This is a genomic window from Demequina sp. TMPB413 (assembly GCF_020447105.2).
Lineage (GTDB): Bacteria > Actinomycetota > Actinomycetes > Actinomycetales > Demequinaceae > Demequina.
Genome location: NZ_CP096184.1, coordinates 1,724,640 through 1,743,504, shown reverse-complemented (window position 1 = coordinate 1,743,504; position 18,865 = coordinate 1,724,640). Strand labels below are relative to the sequence as shown.

The 18,865-nt window shown below is 65.5% G+C and carries 20 protein-coding genes; 15 read left to right on the top strand and 5 right to left on the bottom strand.

What is annotated here, in order from left to right; all coding sequences use genetic code 11:
- Positions 1 to 13: 13 nt before the first annotated feature.
- The 5 genes from LGT36_RS08420 to LGT36_RS08400 all read left to right on the top strand — a co-directional run bounded on the left by LGT36_RS08420 (position 14) and on the right by LGT36_RS08400 (position 5,439).
- The gene (locus LGT36_RS08420; protein ID WP_226264453.1) at positions 14 to 373 is read left to right on the top strand and encodes a hypothetical protein; all 360 of its coding nucleotides are present in this window, start codon (positions 14 to 16) and stop codon (positions 371 to 373) included.
- Positions 374 to 503: 130 nt separating this feature from the next.
- On the top strand, positions 504 to 2,573 hold the full coding sequence (locus tag LGT36_RS08415; protein ID WP_248642050.1) for a VanW family protein: 2,070 nt from the start codon (positions 504 to 506) through the stop codon (positions 2,571 to 2,573).
- Between the two features lie 66 nt (positions 2,574 to 2,639).
- Entirely contained in the window at positions 2,640 to 2,960 is a 321-nt protein-coding gene (fdxA, locus tag LGT36_RS08410; RefSeq protein WP_226095079.1) for a ferredoxin, read from the top strand.
- Between the two features lie 9 nt (positions 2,961 to 2,969).
- Complete coding sequence (gene dapC / locus LGT36_RS08405) at positions 2,970 to 4,091, top strand: succinyldiaminopimelate transaminase (protein ID WP_226095078.1); 1,122 nt, start codon at positions 2,970 to 2,972, stop codon at positions 4,089 to 4,091.
- Positions 4,092 to 4,149: 58 nt separating this feature from the next.
- A complete protein-coding gene (locus LGT36_RS08400) occupies positions 4,150 to 5,439 on the top strand; it encodes a citrate synthase (protein WP_226095077.1) in 1,290 nt (429 codons plus the stop codon).
- A 182-nt stretch (positions 5,440 to 5,621) separates the two neighbouring features.
- Here the strand turns inward: LGT36_RS08400 and LGT36_RS08395 are convergent, their stop codons facing one another.
- The 3 genes from LGT36_RS08395 to dapD all read right to left on the bottom strand — a co-directional run bounded on the left by LGT36_RS08395 (position 5,622) and on the right by dapD (position 9,452).
- The gene (locus LGT36_RS08395; RefSeq protein WP_248642048.1) at positions 5,622 to 7,232 is read right to left on the bottom strand and encodes an HNH endonuclease signature motif containing protein; all 1,611 of its coding nucleotides are present in this window, start codon (positions 7,230 to 7,232) and stop codon (positions 5,622 to 5,624) included.
- A 400-nt stretch (positions 7,233 to 7,632) separates the two neighbouring features.
- A complete protein-coding gene (locus tag LGT36_RS08390) occupies positions 7,633 to 8,508 on the bottom strand; it encodes a hypothetical protein (protein ID WP_226095571.1) in 876 nt (291 codons plus the stop codon).
- A 2-nt stretch (positions 8,509 to 8,510) separates the two neighbouring features.
- Positions 8,511 to 9,452: a 2,3,4,5-tetrahydropyridine-2,6-dicarboxylate N-succinyltransferase gene (gene dapD / locus LGT36_RS08385; RefSeq protein WP_226095572.1), complete on the bottom strand. Its 942-nt coding sequence runs from the start codon at positions 9,450 to 9,452 to the stop codon at positions 8,511 to 8,513.
- Between the two features lie 40 nt (positions 9,453 to 9,492).
- Between dapD and LGT36_RS08380 the strand changes: the two genes are divergently transcribed.
- The 4 genes from LGT36_RS08380 to LGT36_RS08365 all read left to right on the top strand — a co-directional run bounded on the left by LGT36_RS08380 (position 9,493) and on the right by LGT36_RS08365 (position 12,010).
- Positions 9,493 to 9,822: a hypothetical protein gene (locus LGT36_RS08380; protein ID WP_226095573.1), complete on the top strand. Its 330-nt coding sequence runs from the start codon at positions 9,493 to 9,495 to the stop codon at positions 9,820 to 9,822.
- 9 nt (positions 9,823 to 9,831) lie between these two features.
- Positions 9,832 to 11,001, top strand: a complete 1,170-nt coding sequence (dapE, locus tag LGT36_RS08375) for a succinyl-diaminopimelate desuccinylase (RefSeq protein ID WP_226095574.1) — start codon at positions 9,832 to 9,834, stop codon at positions 10,999 to 11,001.
- Positions 10,998 to 11,723: a TIGR00730 family Rossman fold protein gene (locus LGT36_RS08370; RefSeq protein WP_226095575.1), complete on the top strand. Its 726-nt coding sequence runs from the start codon at positions 10,998 to 11,000 to the stop codon at positions 11,721 to 11,723. The genes dapE and LGT36_RS08370 overlap by 4 nt, the downstream gene beginning before the upstream one ends.
- Positions 11,724 to 11,842: 119 nt before the next feature.
- Positions 11,843 to 12,010 (top strand): DUF3117 domain-containing protein, encoded by a 168-nt coding sequence (locus tag LGT36_RS08365; protein ID WP_226095576.1) that lies wholly within the window; start codon positions 11,843 to 11,845, stop codon positions 12,008 to 12,010.
- 13 nt (positions 12,011 to 12,023) lie between these two features.
- Here LGT36_RS08365 and LGT36_RS08360 read toward each other — a convergent pair whose 3' ends face one another.
- Positions 12,024 to 12,656, bottom strand: a complete 633-nt coding sequence (locus LGT36_RS08360; protein WP_226095577.1) for an O-methyltransferase — start codon at positions 12,654 to 12,656, stop codon at positions 12,024 to 12,026.
- 111 nt (positions 12,657 to 12,767) lie between these two features.
- Here LGT36_RS08360 and sigE point away from each other — a divergent pair, with 111 nt between their 5' ends.
- The 6 genes from sigE to LGT36_RS08330 are packed head-to-tail and all read left to right on the top strand — an operon-like array spanning position 12,768 to position 18,064.
- Entirely contained in the window at positions 12,768 to 13,343 is a 576-nt protein-coding gene (gene sigE / locus LGT36_RS08355) for an RNA polymerase sigma factor SigE (protein WP_226095578.1), read from the top strand.
- Positions 13,340 to 14,182 (top strand): anti-sigma factor, encoded by an 843-nt coding sequence (locus LGT36_RS08350; protein WP_226095579.1) that lies wholly within the window; start codon positions 13,340 to 13,342, stop codon positions 14,180 to 14,182. The genes sigE and LGT36_RS08350 overlap by 4 nt, the downstream gene beginning before the upstream one ends.
- 9 nt (positions 14,183 to 14,191) lie before the next feature.
- A complete protein-coding gene (locus tag LGT36_RS08345) occupies positions 14,192 to 15,574 on the top strand; it encodes a S1C family serine protease (RefSeq protein WP_226095580.1) in 1,383 nt (460 codons plus the stop codon).
- Positions 15,575 to 15,579: 5 nt separating this feature from the next.
- Positions 15,580 to 15,987 carry a twin-arginine translocase TatA/TatE family subunit gene (locus tag LGT36_RS08340; protein WP_226095581.1) on the top strand — a complete coding sequence of 136 codons (408 nt, stop codon included), beginning with the start codon at positions 15,580 to 15,582 and terminating at the stop codon, positions 15,985 to 15,987.
- A gap of 49 nt (positions 15,988 to 16,036) precedes the next feature.
- Positions 16,037 to 17,047: a tryptophan--tRNA ligase gene (gene trpS, locus LGT36_RS08335; protein WP_226095582.1), complete on the top strand. Its 1,011-nt coding sequence runs from the start codon at positions 16,037 to 16,039 to the stop codon at positions 17,045 to 17,047.
- An 18-nt stretch (positions 17,048 to 17,065) separates the two neighbouring features.
- The gene (locus tag LGT36_RS08330) at positions 17,066 to 18,064 is read left to right on the top strand and encodes a YihY/virulence factor BrkB family protein (RefSeq protein WP_226264395.1); all 999 of its coding nucleotides are present in this window, start codon (positions 17,066 to 17,068) and stop codon (positions 18,062 to 18,064) included.
- Positions 18,065 to 18,097: 33 nt separating this feature from the next.
- Here the strand turns inward: LGT36_RS08330 and LGT36_RS08325 are convergent, their stop codons facing one another.
- Positions 18,098 to 18,865 (bottom strand): succinate dehydrogenase iron-sulfur subunit, encoded by a 768-nt coding sequence (locus LGT36_RS08325; RefSeq protein WP_226264394.1) that lies wholly within the window; start codon positions 18,863 to 18,865, stop codon positions 18,098 to 18,100.

The following is an 18,865-nucleotide window of genomic DNA, read 5'->3' as shown; positions in this document are numbered from 1 at the left end:
GTCGCCTATCCTGATGACCATGTTCGTGAGGGTGCTGTCGGTGACCGCGCTTGCCCTGCTCGGGGTCGTGGTGGCCACCGTGGGGGTGGGAGCGCATCGCTCCCTCGGCTACGGCGGGGTGGCGATCGGTCTGCTCGTGGTGGTCCTCGTGGGGGTCTTCGCGAAGGCATGGCAGGCATGGGCAGGCTTCATTGCGTACGCCGCGGCATGGGGGGTCATGGCTGCGGTGTACGCGTCAACTGGACCTGGGGGGTCAAACTTGGTGGCCGACGATCTGCGCGGGAGACTCTGGCTCTACGGTGGAACGATCGCGGTAGCGATCGTGGCAGCCGTGCCTAGGAGCGTCTTCGTGGGCCGCGATGTCACGCCGTAGGCGGCTTATTCTTGCCCGCGATGTCGCGGCACTGAACAGGCGACGTCGCCGGCACGGTCACCGTCACCTGGTCGCGCGCGCCGTACCGCAGCCGCCGAGGGCGACGCGAGTGGTGCCGGAGCGGCGCAGCATGCCGATGCCGCCGATGCCCCCGACGGTGGTTGCGCCCAACGCCTCCTTCTTTGGCGAGGTGCGCGTCGAGGATGTCATCCGACCGTTGGAGGACCCTGGGCCTGCGCGCCAGAGCGCCCCTCTCGAGGCTGTGCCGGTTCCCGCGGAGCTTCTGGCCGCGGGCCGGGATGAGGTCGAGGCGGAGCCCGAGCCGGAGCCGGAGCCGGAGCCTGAGCCGGAGCCTGAGCCGGAGCCCGAGCCTGAGCCTGAGCCTGAGCCGGAGCCTGAGCCTGAGCCGGAACGGGAACCGGAACCTGAGCCTGAGCCAGCACCGGAACCCGAGCCTGAGCCGGAGCCTGAGCCAGCACCGGAACCCGAGCCTGAGCCAGCACCGGAGCCCGAACCCGAACCCGCCCACGCCCCCAAACGGCACCGTGCGTTGGCCGCTCTCGGAGTCCTTGCGGCACTGCTGATTGCCGCGTACATCGGTGCCCAAGCGTGGGCGACCCAGTCGGTCGCGTCGGGCGTGACAGTGCTCGACCTCGAGCTCGGCGGCCTCTCTGCCAGCGAGGCACGGGATGCGCTCGAAGCGAAGGCCCAGGAGGTCAACGCGTCAGCAATCCGGCTCGACGCCGCGGGTGTCGCCGCCGAGTTGCTGCCAAGCGAGGCCGGGCTCCGGATGGATGCGTCCGCAACCCACGAGGCACTCGTTGGCTTCACGCTCGACCCAAGGCGCTTGCTGGCTCACCTGAATGGCGGGGGTTCCATCGACCCCGTGGTGGTGACCGACAGAACTGAACTGGCGGGCGCCGTGGCCGAGGCGGCCGACTTCCTGGATCGCCGTGCGCAAGACGCAGAGGTTGCTCTCGACGGCGCGCGAGTGGTCGTCGAGGGAGGCACGCCTTCGATCGATGTGGACCGCGAAGCGACGGTGGACATCATCGCCGAATCTTGGCCAGCCACCGCGACTCTCGAAGCAGCCGCCGAGGTCACCTATCCCGAGATCCCTCGAGTCGAAGCGCTTGAGTTTCAAGCCGAGGTCAACAATCAGCTCTTCGCTGCGCCGGTGACGCTCGTGGGCCCAAACGGCCACATTGAATTGGAGCCGGAGCGTTGGGCTGAGTTCGCCAGCGTCGACACCGCCGACGGAGAACTGAGTCTCGTCGTGGACGGGGAGGCCCTCGCGGCCCAAATACTCGCGGAACAGCCGACGCTCAACAGCGAGGCACGCGGAGCTCGCGCGAGCTTTGACGCGGCGCATCAGATCGTCACCGAGCAAGGCCAGCCCGGCAGAGCGATCAACGTGGACATGCTGGGGGAGCGCGTCGTCCACGCTGCCGCACAGGCTGCCCACACGTCGGCAATTCCCTACGAGGTGACGTCCGCTGCCCCTGAAGGCGAAGAACTGCCTGTCGACGATTTCAAGCAGATCGTAGCGTCGTTCGATACGCCCTTGACGTGGGACAGTATCCGCACACGCAATCTCGCGCGCGGCGCGGAACTCGTGTCGGGCACGGTGCTCATGCCAGGTGAAGAGTTCAACCTCTGGAACACGCTGAGCCCGATCACTCTCGCGAACGGCTACTACAGTTCCGGAATCCTGGTCAACGGAATCCACACCGAGGGAGTGGGCGGCGGCCTGTCGCAGATGGCGACGACGTCCTACAACGCCGCCTACTTTGCAGGTTACGAGATTCTTCAGTTCCGTCCGCACTCCGTGTGGTTTGACCGCTATCCCGCTGGCCGGGAGTCGACCATCTACGAGAACTCCACCAACGTGCGCTTCCGCAACGACACCCCGTACGCCGCGATCCTGAACTCATACGTCCAGGACAACCGCATCTACGTGGACATCTGGTCGACTCCTCACTACAAGGTCGAAACCTCAAGCAGCGGCAAGTACAACGTCGTCGCTGCAGGCTCTCGCGAGGTCAGTAGCCCCGAGTGCGTGGAGTCTGCGCGGGGCAATAACGGCTTCACGATCACGAACACTCGCACCGTCTACTTCCTCGACGGGGAAGTGGCCAAGCCAGCCGATCCCTTCACCTGGACCTACCGCCCAGACCACGCCGTCGTCTGCGTGGACTAGTCGCAAAGCGGGTCACGCTCGGAGATATGATGGCCTTCACCTGTCACCTCCAGGAAGGAACCCCTCGTGACGTACGTCATCGCCTTGCCGTGTGTAGACCTCAAGGACAAGGCCTGCATCGACGAGTGTCCGGTCGACTGCATCTATGAGGGCGAGCGAATGCTCTACATCCACCCCGACGAGTGCGTCGACTGTGGTGCGTGCGAGCCGGTGTGTCCTGTCGAGGCGATCTACTACGAAGACGACGTGCCTGACAAGTGGTCCGACTACTACGGCGCCAACGTGGAGTTCTTCTCCGAGATTGGTTCGCCAGGCGGCGCCGCCAAGATGGGCCAGATTGCGCACGACCACGACCTCATCAAGGCCCTTCCTCCGCAGAACGTATAGAGGCAAGGCATGGGCCTTGAGGCGTCGGCGCTTCCCGACTTTCCATGGGACTCGCTGACCCCGTTTGTCGAGTGCGCGTCCGCGCACCCCGACGGCATCGTCAACCTTTCTGTGGGCACGCCGGTCGACCCGACGCCGCTTGTGGTGAGGGACGCGCTCGCGCGGGCGGCGGACGCGCCGGGGTATCCGACGGCGCACGGCACACCCGCGCTGCGCGAGGCGGTCGCACAATGGTTCGCGCGCCGGCGGCGCGTGCCGGGCGTGAACCCCGACGGCGTGCTGCCGACGATCGGTTCCAAAGAGCTCGTGGCGCTGTTGCCTGCGCTCCTCGGCCTCAAGGACGGGGACGTGGTGGTTCACCCCACGGTCGCCTATCCCACGTACGACGTGGGCGCCCGGCTGGCGGGGGCGACGCCCTTCCCGGCCGACGATGTGGCGGAGTGGGAGGGGAACAGGGCGGTCAAGCTCGTATGGGTCAACTCGCCGTCGAATCCCACTGGCGCCGTCGCGGACGCCGCTGCGCTGCGAGAGGTGGTCGAGGCGGCGAGAGCGATCGGCGCCGTCGTGGCATCGGACGAATGCTATGCCGAGCTTCCGTGGCTTGAGCCGTGGATCAGCGAAGGTGTGCCCTCGATCTTGGACCCCACGGTTTCGGGGAGTGATCACACCGGCCTGTTGGCCCTGTATTCGCTGTCCAAGCAGTCGAATCTTGCGGGCTACCGTGCCGCCTTCGCTGCGGGTGACCCGGCGCTGATCAGCGGTCTGCTGGAGACCCGCAGGCACTCGGGCATGATGATGCCGACGCCGGTCCAGGCGGCCATGGCGGCGGCATTGGCTGACGACGCGCACGTGGCGGCTCAGCGAGAGGTGTACCGGGCGCGCAGGGAGGTCCTGCTGCCTGCGCTGCGCGAGGCGGGTTTCGCCATCGATGACTCCGCCGCGGGGTTGTACCTGTGGTCGTCGCGAGGCGAGGATTGCTGGGACACCATTTCGTGGCTAGCGGACCGTGGCATCGTCGCGGCGCCTGGTGTTTTCTATGGGAAGGCGGGCTCTCGTCACGTGCGGGTTGCGCTCACCGCGAGCGACGAACGCATTGCCGCCGCAGCCCGTAGGCTCGTCAACAACAAGTAAACTTGTTACCAAGCGGGAGCCCGTGTCACAGTGGGCGGTGCGCTTCAAAGGAGGAGACATGACTCAGGTCAACGACGCCCGGCTCACTGTGGATGGTTCCACCTTCGAGTTGGACATCGAGCGCGCATCGATCGGCAACGACGGCATCTCGGTGAGCAACCTGTTGCGCGACACCGGAATGGTGACGGTGGATCCTGGTTTCACGAATACCGCTTCATGTGAGAGTGCGATCACCTATATCGACGGCGAGAACGGCGTGTTGCGTTACCGCGGCTACCCGATTGAGCAGTTGGCCGAGCACTCGACGTTCCTCGAGGTTGCGTACCTGTTGATTCATGGTCAGCTTCCGACCGAAGCGGAGTTGACGGCCTTCAACAATCGCGTGGCGCGTCACATGCATGTGCATGAGGGCATCAAGACGTTCCTCGGCGCCTTCCCGCGCAATGCGCACCCCATGGCTGTCTTGTCGGGCGCCGTGAGTGCGCTCAGCACGTTCTACCCGGAGTCGGTGGGGCGCGGCGAGTACGAGATCGAGTTGGCGACGGTGCAGTTGCTGGCAAAGACGGCTGTGGTGATCTCATACCTTCAGCGGCGCGTGACGGGTGGCGAGTTGATTGAGCCCCGCCCGGGTGGCCTCTACGTCGACGAGTTCATGAGGGTGGCCTTTTCTGGTCCCGATGGCGAGTTGGACATCGATCCAACGGTGCGCCGTGCTCTTGACCTGTTGCTCATTCTTCACGCCGACCACGAGCAGAACTGTTCGACATCGACCGTGCGCATCGTCGGCTCGTCCCAAGCAAACATCTACGCATCTGTGTCGGCAGGCATCGGCGCCCTCTCGGGCCCGCTCCATGGCGGCGCCAACGAGGCTGCTCTCAAGATGTTCGACCAGATCAAGGAGTCTGGCGACTCGATCGAGCAGTTTGTGACGAAGGTCAAGGACAAGGCCGAGGGTGCTCGCCTGATGGGCTTTGGGCACCGCGTCTACAAGTCGCACGACCCGCGCGGCACGGTGGTCAAGCGGATCGCCGACCAGGTCCTTGATCAGCTTGGCGGTAACAACGAGACGTTCGACATGGCCAAGCGGCTCGAAGAGATCGCGCTGAGCGACGACTACTTCATCGAGCGCAAGTTGTACCCGAACGTCGACTTCTACACGGGTCTGGTGTACTCCGCCATGAAGTTCCCCGTGCCGATGTTCACGCCGCTCTTCGCGTTGGGCCGGATGCCGGGATGGATTGCCCATTACCGCGAGATGATGAACGACCCGCAGACCAAGATCGGCCGCCCGCGCCAGATCTACACGGGCGTCGTCGAGCGGGACTACGTTCCGATGGCTCAGCGCTAGGCCGGTTGCCTGCGGGAGCCAAACACGCCGTATCCGGAAGAGGCGCGTCGGCCACGGGTGCAGGGCGGCGCACCGAGATCACTGATTCCCTCAGGACCAGATGGTGTCCTAACGGCGAGGTCTCGCCCGCGTGGTGGGGCCATATGGGGCGTTGCGGACGGGGGCTCTTCGCGGCGCTTGTGCTACGCGGCGCTGCGAGCGGAGTCTTGCAGCAAGGCGGAGTTCTCCCTCGAGGCAGAACTCTCCCGTGAGTCAGAGCTCTCCCGTGAATCAGAGCGCTCCTCTGAAGCAGAGTTCGCCTCGGAGGCAGGGTGCTCCTTCGAGACATGGCTCAACGGCGCGTCGCCTGCCGGCGCTGTTTCGGCGAGGGTGATGGCGGCGAGTCCGCCTGGACGGGGTTGTTGGGTGGGGTCGATGGTGGGTGGTGGGATGAAGAAGGGTTGGCCGTTGTCGATGCGGATGCCCCAGTGTTGGCGGTGGATGTCGTGGTGGCATCTGGTGCACAGCATGATCCCGTTTGAAAGGTCTGTTCGCCCGCCGTGGCGCCACCACATGATGTGGTGGGCTTCGCAGTGTTCGGGTGGTGCGTGACATTTTGCGCAGCCCCCGTCGCGTTCGAGGAGGGCGAGGCGTTGGGCGGGTGTGAACATGCGGACCCGTCGGCCTTGGTCTAGCACGTCGCTGTGACCGCCAAGGATTTGGGGGATGACCTCTGCGTCGCCGGCCAGGCGCCGTAGTTCGCTCACGCTGACGGGTTGGGTGGTGCCGTCGATGCTGCCAAGTCCGGTTCCCGAGTTCAGGTCGGACAGTTTCATGCGGACCACGATGGTGGTGCGCACTCCCGACGAGGTGGTGTTGTCACAACCCAATGCGTGGCGGGCGAGGTCATGGAGGGCGTCTGCCCGCATTTGACCTGGAGTGCGCCGGTCCTGTTCGGACGGGTCTTGGTCGCGGCGCTGACGGAACTGGTGGGTGACCATCTGTTCAATGACGGTGCGAATGGGAGCGGCTGTTACCGCATCCAAACGGGCGTTGAGGGTGACCATCCCGGTGTGGTCCTCAGACCAGGTGAGGTACCGGTCCTCAAATTGGCGTCTCTCACGGGCCTGGTGTCCTGGCAGGTCGGCCCTGGCGACAGCATGGTCAACCAGTCGGCGCACATCTTTCAGTGTCAACCCGACGGCTTTGGTCACCAGACGGCGCTCCAGGTCGTGAAGCTCACCACTAGTGACACGGTCGCTGAGGCGTTCCATACCGGTGGTGATCACCGCGACCGCATCGGTGGACAACACCCCATCCAGTGCTGCTTGAGCAACAGCAGGAAACCGAGGTGCCGGTGGGGCAAGCACGGGTGTGGTGGAGCCCGTCATGGTGGCAGGACCGTCGTCGCCGTCGCGCGCGGACTCTAGGGAGGCGGTGCGGTCAGGTCCTTCTAGCAGCGCATCCGCGTCGGCGAGTACCGGTTCTGGCAGTAACGCCCTTCCGGCTTCGATGGTCCGCATCGCTCCCGCCGTGGTGCTACCGGTGACGGAAGCGACCATCAACCCTGCGTTACCAAACCCCTGCCGACGTGCCAAACCACCACCGACCTGATCCGGGGTGGAGCGCCTGGACAGGTCACCTGCCACCCGGGCCCGCAACGTGTCAGATAGACGGGCGACCGCCACCACCTCGTCCAGCACGGCAAGAAACTCGTCCTCACCCAGTGCGGACACGTCACAGTGCACCAGGTCACGCAACAGTGCACCCACTTGCTGCACTCGTGCCCGCTCCAGCACCGTCTGGTTGGTCATGACAAACAGTCAACCACCACCCCCTGACAACCACCTACCAGGCACGATATCCTGTGGACAAGCGAGCAAGACCCCTCCTGGGTACGACGGCGCCCACCACTTCAGGCTCGAACGTCGCCCGCGCGGGCACGCAAACCCCACCCCGGCGTCGGCCCGGCAGGCACCAAACCCCACCCCGGCGTCGGCCCGGCACAGCGAAACCCGGTACAAATCAAGCCACCAGGTGGCGGGCCAGGGGGCCGACACGGTAGGAATCAAGCCATTGCCAGCCGGGAAGTTGCGAAAGCCGGTACGAATTGAGCCACCGGCGGCCCCGACCCCCGCAAAAACGGTACGAATCAAGCCATTTGGCGGCTAGGGCCCGTAGCGGGCTGGGTGCGCCTAGGGGAGCGGCAGAAGGCTACGCGCCCGCGACGGCCACCTTGATGCCCGCGTAACCGTCAGCCGAACCCGAGTCCGAGTCTGAGTCAACAACAGTCTCATGCGAGCCGTCGAGGCTTACCACCACGTCGTCGCCTTCGACCCACACGAGGCCGGTCACGGAGGCGGTCGCCACAGCCCAAGCTGCCAGCGCAGCCCTGGCCTCAGGGGTGTCGACGGCAGGACGGATACCCAGAATGGTTTCGTCGCCCTCGCGGTCGAGCACGTCGACGGCATGGGCGCCGGTCCCGAAGTCGGCGGCAACTCTATCGGCGAGCAACTGAGGAGCGGGTGTCTCAGGACCGCTCACGGAGCACGTCACGAGGCCTCCCGCCCCGGTGAACGCCTCCGCCCACGCCCGTGCCTCCATCTCGTGATCCGCATAGGCGAGCGGGAAGCCCGAACGCTGGACGGCCTGAGCCGCGTCCGTCACTGCCAGAGACTCCCAGCCGTCCACGCGGAGCAGAGCCATATAGAAGGTCTCGGTCGAGTAGTACGGGTCGGTGACCTGCTCGATCGTGCCCCAGCCTTGAGACGGACGTTGCTGGAATAGCCCGAGCGAGTCGCGATCGCCGTAGTCGAGGTTGCGAAGGCTCGATTCCTGGATGGCGGTCGCGATAGCCACCGTCACGCCGGCAGCATCGAAGCCGAGCCGCACGCCGACTGCCGCGATGAGCGCCGCGTTGTTCGCCTGTTCAGCGGTCAACGTGTGCGCAGAATCCCCCTGAGTCACGGTGCAGCGCTCGGTGGGAGTCTGCTCGCGGGACCCCGCAATGAGCTCAGGCCCCCAGTAGACGGCTGCGGCACCGACGCCGACGAAGGCGACGGTCGCGACGGCCGTGCCGGTTCGCGTCATCGTCAGTTCGCGTGGAGCGCGGCGTTGAGTTCGATCCCTGTGCCCTCGCGCGCGACCACCTCGAGGCCGCCTGTGAGGGAGTTGCGGCGGAACAGCAGGTTGTTCTTGCCAGCCAGTTCGCGTGCCTTGACGACGACCGGCTCGCCGTCGTCGTCCGTGGTGCCGACGATGCGGACTTTGGATCCTGCCGTCACGTAGAGGCCCGATTCGACGATGCAGTCGTCGCCCAAGGGGATGCCGAGCCCAGCATTCGCCCCCAGCAGGGAACGCTCGCCGATGCTGACGACAACAGTCCCGCCGCCGGACAACGTGCCCATGATCGACGCCCCACCACCGATGTCGGAGCCATTGCCGACGGTCACGCCTGCAGAGATCCGCCCCTCGACCATCGAGGTGCCAAGAGTGCCAGCGTTGTAGTTGACGAAGCCCTCGTGCATCACGGTGGTGCCCTCTGCCAAGTGAGCGCCAAGGCGAACGCGATCGGCGTCGGCGATGCGCACGCCAGACGGCATCACGTAGTCGACCATCCGTGGGAACTTGTCGACGCCGTACACGGTGAGGTGCTGGCCAAATGCGCGGAAGCGTCCGCGGGTCGCCTCGAAGCCCTCCACCGCGCAAGGCCCAGCGGACGTCCACACCACGTTAGGCAGGATCGCGAAGATGCCTTCGAGGTTGACGGCATGGGGCCTGACGAGTCTGTGACTGAGCAAGTGCAGCCGCAAATACGCGTCAGTCACGGTTTCGGGAGCATCGTCGGTGTCGATTTCGATCAGGAGAAGTTCCGTCGAGATCTGGCGCAGCGGGTCGGAACGCACGGCGGCCTCAAGCTGCTGGGGCGGATTGGGCCGCTCGGGTGCGGGACCCAGTGCCGGTGCCGGGTACCAGGCGTCAAGAGTGTTGCCGCTGCCGTCGAGTGTTGCGAGTCCATAACCGTGCGCTTTCATGGCGGTAAGCCTACGGGCACGCCGACGCTACGGTGGTGCCATGAGTGGCAAGGAGCCCTACGACGACGCGGACGTTCCGCAAGTGCCGCGCCGCGACCAGCCAATCCCGCCGCCATGGGTCGGACCCGACTACGAGCCCGCGTCGCCGTGGATCGGTCGACCCGTGCACGCCCGCACAATGTCTCGGTCGCGGGCTCTGATTATTGGCGGTCTCAGCGTCTTTCTCGTGGTCCAAGCGGTCGGCTTGAGCAGCGCGTACGTGGACTCGCCGCCCGAGGCTCTCGCGCCCCTCGCTCTCGGCGCCTTCTACTTGGCGGTGATCGAGATCGCTGGTTGGTGGACAGTGATCCACCTCATCCGCCATCGATAGGATCGAGCCATGTCCCTTCCCGTCGCTCCCGGCACTCCGGTGGAGGACCTCGCCAGGGCCTTGATCGATATCCCATCCGTCTCGGGCGACGAGCAAGCCATCGCCGACGCCGTCGAGGAGGCCCTACGTTCTTGCGGCCACTTTGAGGTCACGAGGCTTGGCGACTCCATCGTCGCGCGCACGACGCTGGGGTTGGCAGAGCGCATCATCATCGCGGGTCACCTGGACACCGTTCCGATCAAGGACAACGTGCCGTCGTGCCTTTCAGACGACGGCACTGAGGTGATCGGGCGCGGCGCCGTCGACATGAAGGCGGGCGTCGCCGTCCAACTCGCGCTGGCCGTAGAACTCGCTGCCCCCACCAGGGACGTCACCTGGATCTTCTACGACAACGAAGAGGTCGAGGCGTCCAGGTCGGGCCTAGGCCGTGTCGTGAGGGAACGCCCCGACCTGGTTGAGGGCGACTTCGCCATCTTGGGTGAGCCAACGTCGGCCGTGATCGAGGGTGGCTGCAACGGGACTTTGCGATGCGAGGTCTCGCTCGCAGGCAAGGCCGCTCACTCGGCCAGGGCATGGAAGGGCGTCAACGCAGTGCACCTGGCGGCGCCGCTACTGACGGCACTGAGCAACCACGAGGCCGCGAACATCGAGGTCGACGGCCTGGCGTACCGCGAGGGCCTGAACGCCGTGCGGATCTCTGGGGGCATCGCCGGCAATGTCATCCCGGATGAGTGCACCGTGACGATCAACTATCGCTTCGCCCCTGGCGCGGACGTTCAGACGGCCAAGCAGCGAGTCATCGACTTCATCGACGCCGCCTACGCGGAGGCAGACGCCGACGCTGGGGCAGGTGCGGTGCGCACAGTCACTTGGACGGACGAGTCGGCAGCAGCGAGACCGGGGCTCGACGCCGCTATCGCTCAAGACTTTGTCGCGGCGGTCGCCGCGACCGGCGCGCTACCGCCGCGCGCGAAACTCGGATGGACGGACGTGGCTCGCTTCGGAGAGTTGGGCATCCCGGCCGTGAACTACGGCCCTGGAGACCCTGAACTCGCGCACGCTTCAGGCGACGCCGAGCGTTGCCCCATTGAACACATGCGCGCGTGTCATGCAGCGCTTAAGGCGTGGTTGACGGCCCCGCCTTCCAGTAGCAACACCGGCGATCAGGAGGATCTGTGAAGGACTACCACCGCGGACCAGTAGTGCTGCGTGGCAAGAACGTGCCGAGCACCACCACCTCAGGACACCTGCTCCAGAACCAAGACACTCCTGACTGGGTCCACGGCGACCCGTGGCGAGTGCTGCGGATCCAGTCCGAGTTTGTGGAGGGCTTCGGCGCTCTCGCCGAGCTCGGTCCAGCGATCTCCGTGTTTGGTTCGGCGCGCTCCAAGCCAGGCGACTCCGAGTACGCCATCGCCGAGCAGATCGGAGCCAAACTTGTCGAGGCAGGCTTCGCATGCATCACCGGGGGAGGGCCCGGCGTCATGGAGGCCGCCAATAAGGGTGCGGCGGAGGCAGGTGGGGTGTCCGTCGGGCTCGGCATCGAGCTGCCCTTCGAACAGGGCGTCAACGAGTACGTCAACCTTGGCCTCAACTTCAGGTACTTCTTTGTGCGCAAGATGATGTTCGTGAAGTACGCCCAGGGCTTCATCGTGCTTCCCGGCGGCTTCGGTACCTTCGACGAACTGTTTGAGTCGCTCACTCTGGTGCAGACCCGCACCATCACCCGCTTCCCTATCGTGCTGATCGGCCACGCCTACTGGGACGGCCTGATGGACTGGCTCAGGGACGCGGTGGTCGCCGACGGCAAGGCCAGCGAGAGCGACCTCGACCTGATCACCGTGACGGACGACGTCGACGAGGCACTGGCCATCGTGTTGCAGACGGTCGAGGCGCCTTAAGCCAGCAAGGCCTGTCGCTTCGCCTGGGTACCGGGGATTAGGGGAACCCCTTGAGCGCCGCGTAGAATAGTCGCGGCGACAAGTGAGTGTCGTCCCATCAGCGCAAGGAGTGACCCAGCATGGCTGCTATGAAGCCCCGCACCGGTGACGGCCCCATGGAGGTCGTGAAGGAAGGTCGTGGGTATGTCATGCGCCTGCCACTCGAAGGCGGTGGGCGACTCGTCGTCGAAATCAACGCCGACGAGGTCAAGTCGCTTGGCGATGCCCTGTTGGGCGCCTTGAAGTAGAGAGTTCTACCTCTCAAGCATTCACCGTGGCGATGAGTAGTCCGTCTCCGATGGGCACCAAGCTAGCGGTGAGCCCGTCCGCACCGCGGACGGCGCGAAGTGCTTCGCGAATGGCGGTCGTCTCTGGGTCACGCTGAGCGGGATCAGCCACCCGCCCGTGCCCCAGTGCGTGGGCCATGATGATGACCCCGCCAGGGCGCGCCAGCCGGACCGCTTGCTCCATGTATTCGGGGAACTCCGTGCGTCGGCCGTCGATGAGCACCAGGTCGTAGCCGCCGTCGGTCAGTCGCGGAAGCACGTCAAGGGCGCGACCCGTGATGAGACGCGTCCGTTCAGGAGCGAAACCCGCAGCGGCGAACGTCGCACGAGCGCTGCGGTGGTGATCCGGCTCAACGTCGATACTCGTCAGGATGCCGCCCGGCGCCATTCCGCGCACGAGGTAGACGCCAGACACGCCCACCCCTGTCCCGATTTCGACGACGGCGCGTGCCTGCGATGCGCTGGCGATGACCCTGAGAGTCGAGCCGGTCCCCGGCGAGAGCGAATCGACGCCCCACTCGTCGGCCGCGTCACGTGCGGCGAGCAGGACGTCGTCCTCGCTGACGAAATCGTCAGCAAACGCCGCGAGAGCAGGGTCGACGGTCATGGCACCTCCTGACCTGATCGTATCCGTCGGGTGGCCGATGGCACTCGCGGCTCGCGCGTGGGAACATAGGACACGTAAGGATCGTTGGGGAAGCGTGAAGGAGGTCGACGCATGAGTTCAGCCGAAGCGGCTATCGCCGTCGACGCTCAGGATCTGACCTGGCAAGGCATCGTTGAGCAGCACGCCTCTCGCGTGTACCGCTTGGCGTACCACCTGACGGGTAATCAGCACGACGCTGAAGACCTCACTCAGGATGTGTTTGTCAGAGTCTTCAATTCACTGTCGCAGTACAAGCCAGGCACTTTCGAGGGCTGGCTGCACCGCATCACCACCAACCTGTTCCTCGACAGGATGCGTCGCAAGAGCCGCATCCGCTTCGATTTCATGGCCGACGACGACGCCGCAGTGGCGACGTCTGACAGCTTTGACAGGGAAGAGCGGTCTGGGCAGCCAGAAGATGCATTCGAGATGTCGCACCTTGGTGCAGACATCATCGAAGCCCTCGGCGACCTTCCCCCCGAGTATCGCGCCGCTGTGGTGCTTTCCGACATCGAAGGCCTGTCCTACGAAGAGATCGCGGCCACGCTGGGTATCAAACTCGGCACCGTCCGCTCCCGCTTGTCCCGCGCCCGTGCCCGTTTGCGCGATTCGCTCGCGCATCACGCGCCATCGCGGGGCGGGCAGTGAAGTCCAAGCACCTCGGGGACGCCATCCACGACCTGCTTGACGGCAGGTTGAGGGGAGACCGCGCCTATACGGCCATGGCTCACCTGGGCGAGTGCGAAGACTGTGCGAGCCGCTTCCATGAGTTGCGTGCCGCCAGGGACGCGCTGAACAGTTCGCAGGCTGGTATCGACATGCGCTTTGCGGAACGCTTGCTCAATCGCGATCGGATTGCGGAGATCGCGGCCGCTGAGCGGCCCGAGAATGCTCGCGCTACACGGCCGCCCCGGCGCGGCCCCGTGTTGGGCGTCGCCGCCATGGTCGTGCTCGCCGTCTTGGTCGTGGGGGCGGCATGGCAAGAGGGCGCGCCCAACGACGTGTCTCTCGAGTTCGCCGAGCCGCGCAAGTCGACCGGTACCGCAGCGGTCGCGTACGTGGACCCGCAAGGCATGCGCTCCGGCGAGCTGTTGCGCTCGTGGATCCACCCCGACTTCTCGCGTTCGCACCTGATTCCCATCGAGGGTCGCGTCGTCCAGCGTGCCAACGGCCAGATGGCTCTGTTTGCCACCGTGCTATCAGGAACCGACGTGGTGCAGATCGTTCAGCAACACGGACACCTGACGTCACAGGTGGCGCAAATGCCCAGAGCGAGCGTCGACAGCGCCGAGGTCTATGTGGTCGAGACAGGTCACGCAGCCACCGTCGTGTGGCAAACGGGGGATGTGGTGGTCGCACTGTCTTGCGAGTGTTCCCTCGACACCTTGGAGTCAGCGGCGGCGGAGTTTCCGCAGGGCACCGATCCCGGCTTCTTGGAACGCGTTGCCGATGGTTTTGAGAGTTTTGCCGACGCCGTCAGTCACTAGGAGTTTCTTGTGTCCCAACTATTTGCTTCCCCAGATGAACCGCGCCCAGACCAGGGCGCCAGGCACGAGCCTGAACGCGCGGATGCTTACGCTGAGAGCGGTCAAGACGTCCGATCTGCGGATGGCGCGCCCGCGGCTGCAGCGTCCCCTGTGACAGGGGAGCAGGTGTTTGACGCCCCTGCACCACGCACTGAAGCCAGTAGCGAGTACGTCGTTCCCGAAGTCCCCGCCACGGCAACGCGCCCCGTGCCTCCACGTCGGGGCGTCGGCGCCGTCGTGATGGTGGTCTCACTCCTCTTGGGTCTTGTCGGAGGCGTCGGCGGCGCAGCGGCCTGGCAGGAATGGGGCCCTGCAGACTCGGCCTCCACCACGAAGGGCGTCACGCTGCCCGCATCGGCGAGCGGTACCGATGAGCCGGTCGTCGGGTCGGTCGCGGCCGTCGCAGAGGCGGTGCTGCCTTCTGTCGTGCAGCTAGAAACCACCACGGCTCTTGGGGGCGGTACCGGCTCTGGGCTCGTGATCCGCGGGGACGGGTACATTCTCACGAACCATCACGTCATTGACGGCGCCGAGGGCACCGTGCAGGTGCTCTTCAGCGACGGCAAGGTCGAGGAAGCCACGATCGTGGGCTCGTCGCCGGCGTACGACCTCGCAGTGGTCAAGGTCGAGCGCGATGACCTGACTCCGCTCGTCCTTGGAGACTCCGACGCCATGGTCGTCGGCGACCCGGTGGTTGCCGTCGGCTCACCGCTTGGTCTCGAGTCCACCGTCACCACCGGCATCGTCTCCGCGCAAGACCGGCCCGTGACAACCGGCCAGGGAAGCGAGTCTTCGTTCATGGCGGCCATCCAGACCGACGCGGCGATCAATCCTGGTAACTCCGGCGGGCCCCTGCTCAACATGAGCGGCGAGGTGATCGGCATCAACTCCGCCGTTGCGGCGTTGCCTGGGGCCACTCAAGCGACGGGCGCGGGTTCTGTCGGCCTTGGTTTCGCGATTCCCTCGAACCAAGCGCGCAGGGTCGCTGAAGAACTCATCGCCGACGGCTCCGCTGACGTGCCAGCCATCGGTGCTCAGCTCGACACCAGCTACACCGGTCGGGGAGTGCGCGTGGCCGACTCGTCTCAGCCAAACGTCGTCCACGGCGTCGTCCCTGGATCGCCAGCCGACGAGGCTGGCATTGAGGAAGGCGACATCATCGTCGCGATCGAAGGCGAGTTGGTTGCCGACCCCGACACCGCGATCGTCAAGATCCGTACCCACGCCCCAGGGGACGAAGTCACCTTCACGCTTGAACGCGATGGCGAGGAGGTCGATGTCACCGTGACGCTCGGCACTCTGGGCAACCTCGACTACGGAGACAGCACGACGGGCGAAGACGGGTCACAATAGGAGGCATGTTCGACATCAACGGGACCGAGTTCCTGGTGATCGCGGTCATTGCCGTGATCCTGGTGGGGCCCGATCGTCTGCCCGAGTACGTGCGTGGCCTGCGCTCCCTGGTCAAGCGCGCTCGCGGCGCACTGCGTGATGGACAGAGTGCGCTGCGCACGGAGTTCGGCGATGACGTCGACTGGCAGAGTCTCGATCCTCGTCAGTACGACCCGCGCACCATTGTGCGTGAGGCGCTCTTCGAAGACGACGACGCCACCCCTGCGGCGGGAACGGCGTCCGTCGCTGCCGTCGCTACCGGAGCGGTTGGCACGGCGGCAGTGGGCTCGCGCAGGGATAGGCGCTCGGCGTCGGGTGAACAGGACGTCCTCGCCGCCTCCGCGACGGCGCCTTTTGACGACGAAGCGACGTAGTCCCAGCCAGAGCGTCGGCGGCGCTTCCAGAGTTTGGAACAATGTCCCCATGACTCAGCGCGTCTTCTCGGCCATGCAGCCGACCTCCGGCTCCTTGCACCTCGGCAACTACCTTGGCGCGTTGGTGCAGTGGGTGGCTTTGCAGGAAGGCCGCGAGGCGATCTACTCGGTGGTCGACTTGCACGCGCTCACGGTCGCGCCGGACCCCGCGGTGCTCAAGCAGCGCACGCGAGTCACCGCCGCGCAGTTCCTGGCCGCGGGCGTCGACCCCGAGCAATCCATTCTGTTTGTGCAGTCCCACGTGTCTCAGCACGCGGAGCTGACCTGGATTCTGTCGACCTTCACAGGCATGGGTGAGGCCGGCCGCATGACCCAATTCAAGGACAAGTCCGCGAAGGTCGGGGAGTCTGGCACCAACGTCGGCCTGTTTACGTACCCCGTGCTGATGGCCGCCGACATCCTGTTGTACGACACGGACGTGGTGCCAGTGGGCGAAGATCAGCGCCAGCACCTCGAGTTGTCGCGGGACCTTGCCCAGCGTCTCAACACGCGGCTAGGCGATGGCACGGTGAACGTCCCTGAGCCGCACATCGTCAAGGAGGTCGCGAAGATCTATGACCTCCAAGAGCCGACGTCGAAGATGTCCAAGTCGGCCTCGAGCCTCAACGGCGTCATCGACATCCTCGATGACCCCAAGGTGATCGCGAAGCGCATCAAGTCGGCCGTGACCGATACCGACACGGTGATCAGCTTTGACAGGGAGAACAAGGCGGGCATCTCGAACCTTCTGACCATCTACTCGGCCCTGACCGAGCGCCCCGTCGCCGACATCGTCGCCGACTACGAGGGCAAGATGTATGGGCACCTCAAGGTCGACCTGGCCGACGTCGTGGTTGCGGCGCTCACCCCTGTGCGGGAGGCGGCCTTGGAATGGATCGAGTCCCCCGAGCGGTTGGACTCAGTATTGGCTAAGGGCGCCGAGAAGGCCTCAGTGATTGCTGCGGCCACCTTGGAACGCATTTACGATCGCGTTGGCCTGCTGCCGCTCAAGCGTCGCTAACCGATCCGAGGAGGGCCCATGCCGGACAACTCGTCCGTGAAAGCGAGGGTCAAGAGCCTGGCCGCAAAGGGAAAGCGACTCAAGTCGCGCTTTGACGAGAGTCACCCAGGGCGCATGATGGTGCGCTACGGCGACCGCAACGGCAACGTGCTGGCGGGCGGCATCGCCTATTACTCCCTGATTTCGATCGCCGCCGGACTCGTGATCGGCGCCACCATCGTCTCCATGCTTGCCGACTACATCCCCGGCGTGCGCGAGGCGGTCTTTGACGTGTTGTCGGACACCGTTCCCGGCGTGGTGGGTCAAGGCGACGACGCGCTCGTGTCGGAGTCCGACAAGTTGGCGACCCCTGTGACGGGGCTGGTGGGCTTGCTCGCTCTGTTCTTGGGTGCCAATCGCGCCGCGCGGTTCATCGGGGGCCTGCGCGCCGCAACCGTGTCGATGCTGGGCCGCGAAGGCGGTAACCCTTTCCAGGGCAAACTGCGGGACTTCATCGCTCTGGTGGGCATCGCGCTCATCGCATTGACGGGCATCGTGGTACAGGTCATCGCGTCGCGGGCGGCCGAATGGATCGTTGGCCTGATAGGAGACGGCACGGTGAGCGAGTGGCTGCTCCGCGCACCGGCGCTCTTGGTGGGCCTTGTGATTGACATGCTCTTTGTGGCGATGGTGCTCGTCGTGCTGGGGCGCGCGCGAGGGTCAAGGCGCAAGGTCATGCCGGTGCTGTTCGCGACTGCGGTGGTCATCGGCATCTTGAGGCTCGCGAGCTCCGCGCTGGTGGGCTCTGCCGCCGACAACCCTGTGCTTGGCCCGATTGCCGCGGTCATCACGCTGCTCATCTTCGTTGACTTCACCACGCGCGCGATCCTCATGGCCGCCGCATGGTTGGGCGCACAGCGCGTCCACGTGACGGAGCCCGCCGCGTCCGCACCGTTGAAGGTGAGGACGCGAGTCGGCAGGCGCGGCCGCAAGCCACGCGTGACCACACGCCGAGCGACCGTGAGGACGCCCGCCTAGTGGCTGCTGCCCACACCCGTGGGCGCGCAGCGCCTAGATCTCGCCGGTGTTGAGCGCCCGCTTGACCTCGGAGATCGCCTTGGTGACCTCAATACCTCGCGGGCATGCTTCGGTGCAGTTGAATGCGGTGCGGCACTTCCACACGCCCGCCTTGTCGTTGAGGATCTCGAGGCGGTCCCACTGGCCCTCGTCACGGCTGTCGAAGATGAACCGGTGGGCGCCCACGATGGCTTGCGGGCCAAAGTACTGGCCGTCGGTCCAGAACACTGGGCAGGCCGTGGTGCACGCGGCGCACATGATGCACTTGGTGGTGTCGTCAAAGCGCGCGCGCTCCTCAGGGGACTGCAGGCGTTCGCGTTCAGGCGTTGGCCCAGTGGTCATGAGGAACGGCATGATCTCGCGGTAGGAGGCGAAGAACGGCTCCATGTCCACGATCAGGTCCTTCTCGACGGGCAGACCAGCGATGGGCTCCACGAGGATGGGCTTGGAGGGGTTCAGATCCTTGAGCAGCGTCTTGCAGGCCAGGCGGTTGCGGGCGTTGATGCGCATGGCGTCAGAGCCGCACACGCCGTGGGCGCAGGAGCGCCTGAAGGCGAGCGAGCCGTCCTGCTCCCACTTGATCTTGTGCAGAGCGTCGAGCACGCCGTCGGTGGCGTGCGCCTCGATGTGGAACTCTTCCCAATAGTCCTCACCGGGCGCGTGGTCGCCAACACCTTCGGGGTTCATGCGCTTGATGCGCAGCGTGACCTGCATGACCGGCACCCCTCCCACCTCCGTGGGGGTCTCTTCCACAGTCGTCAT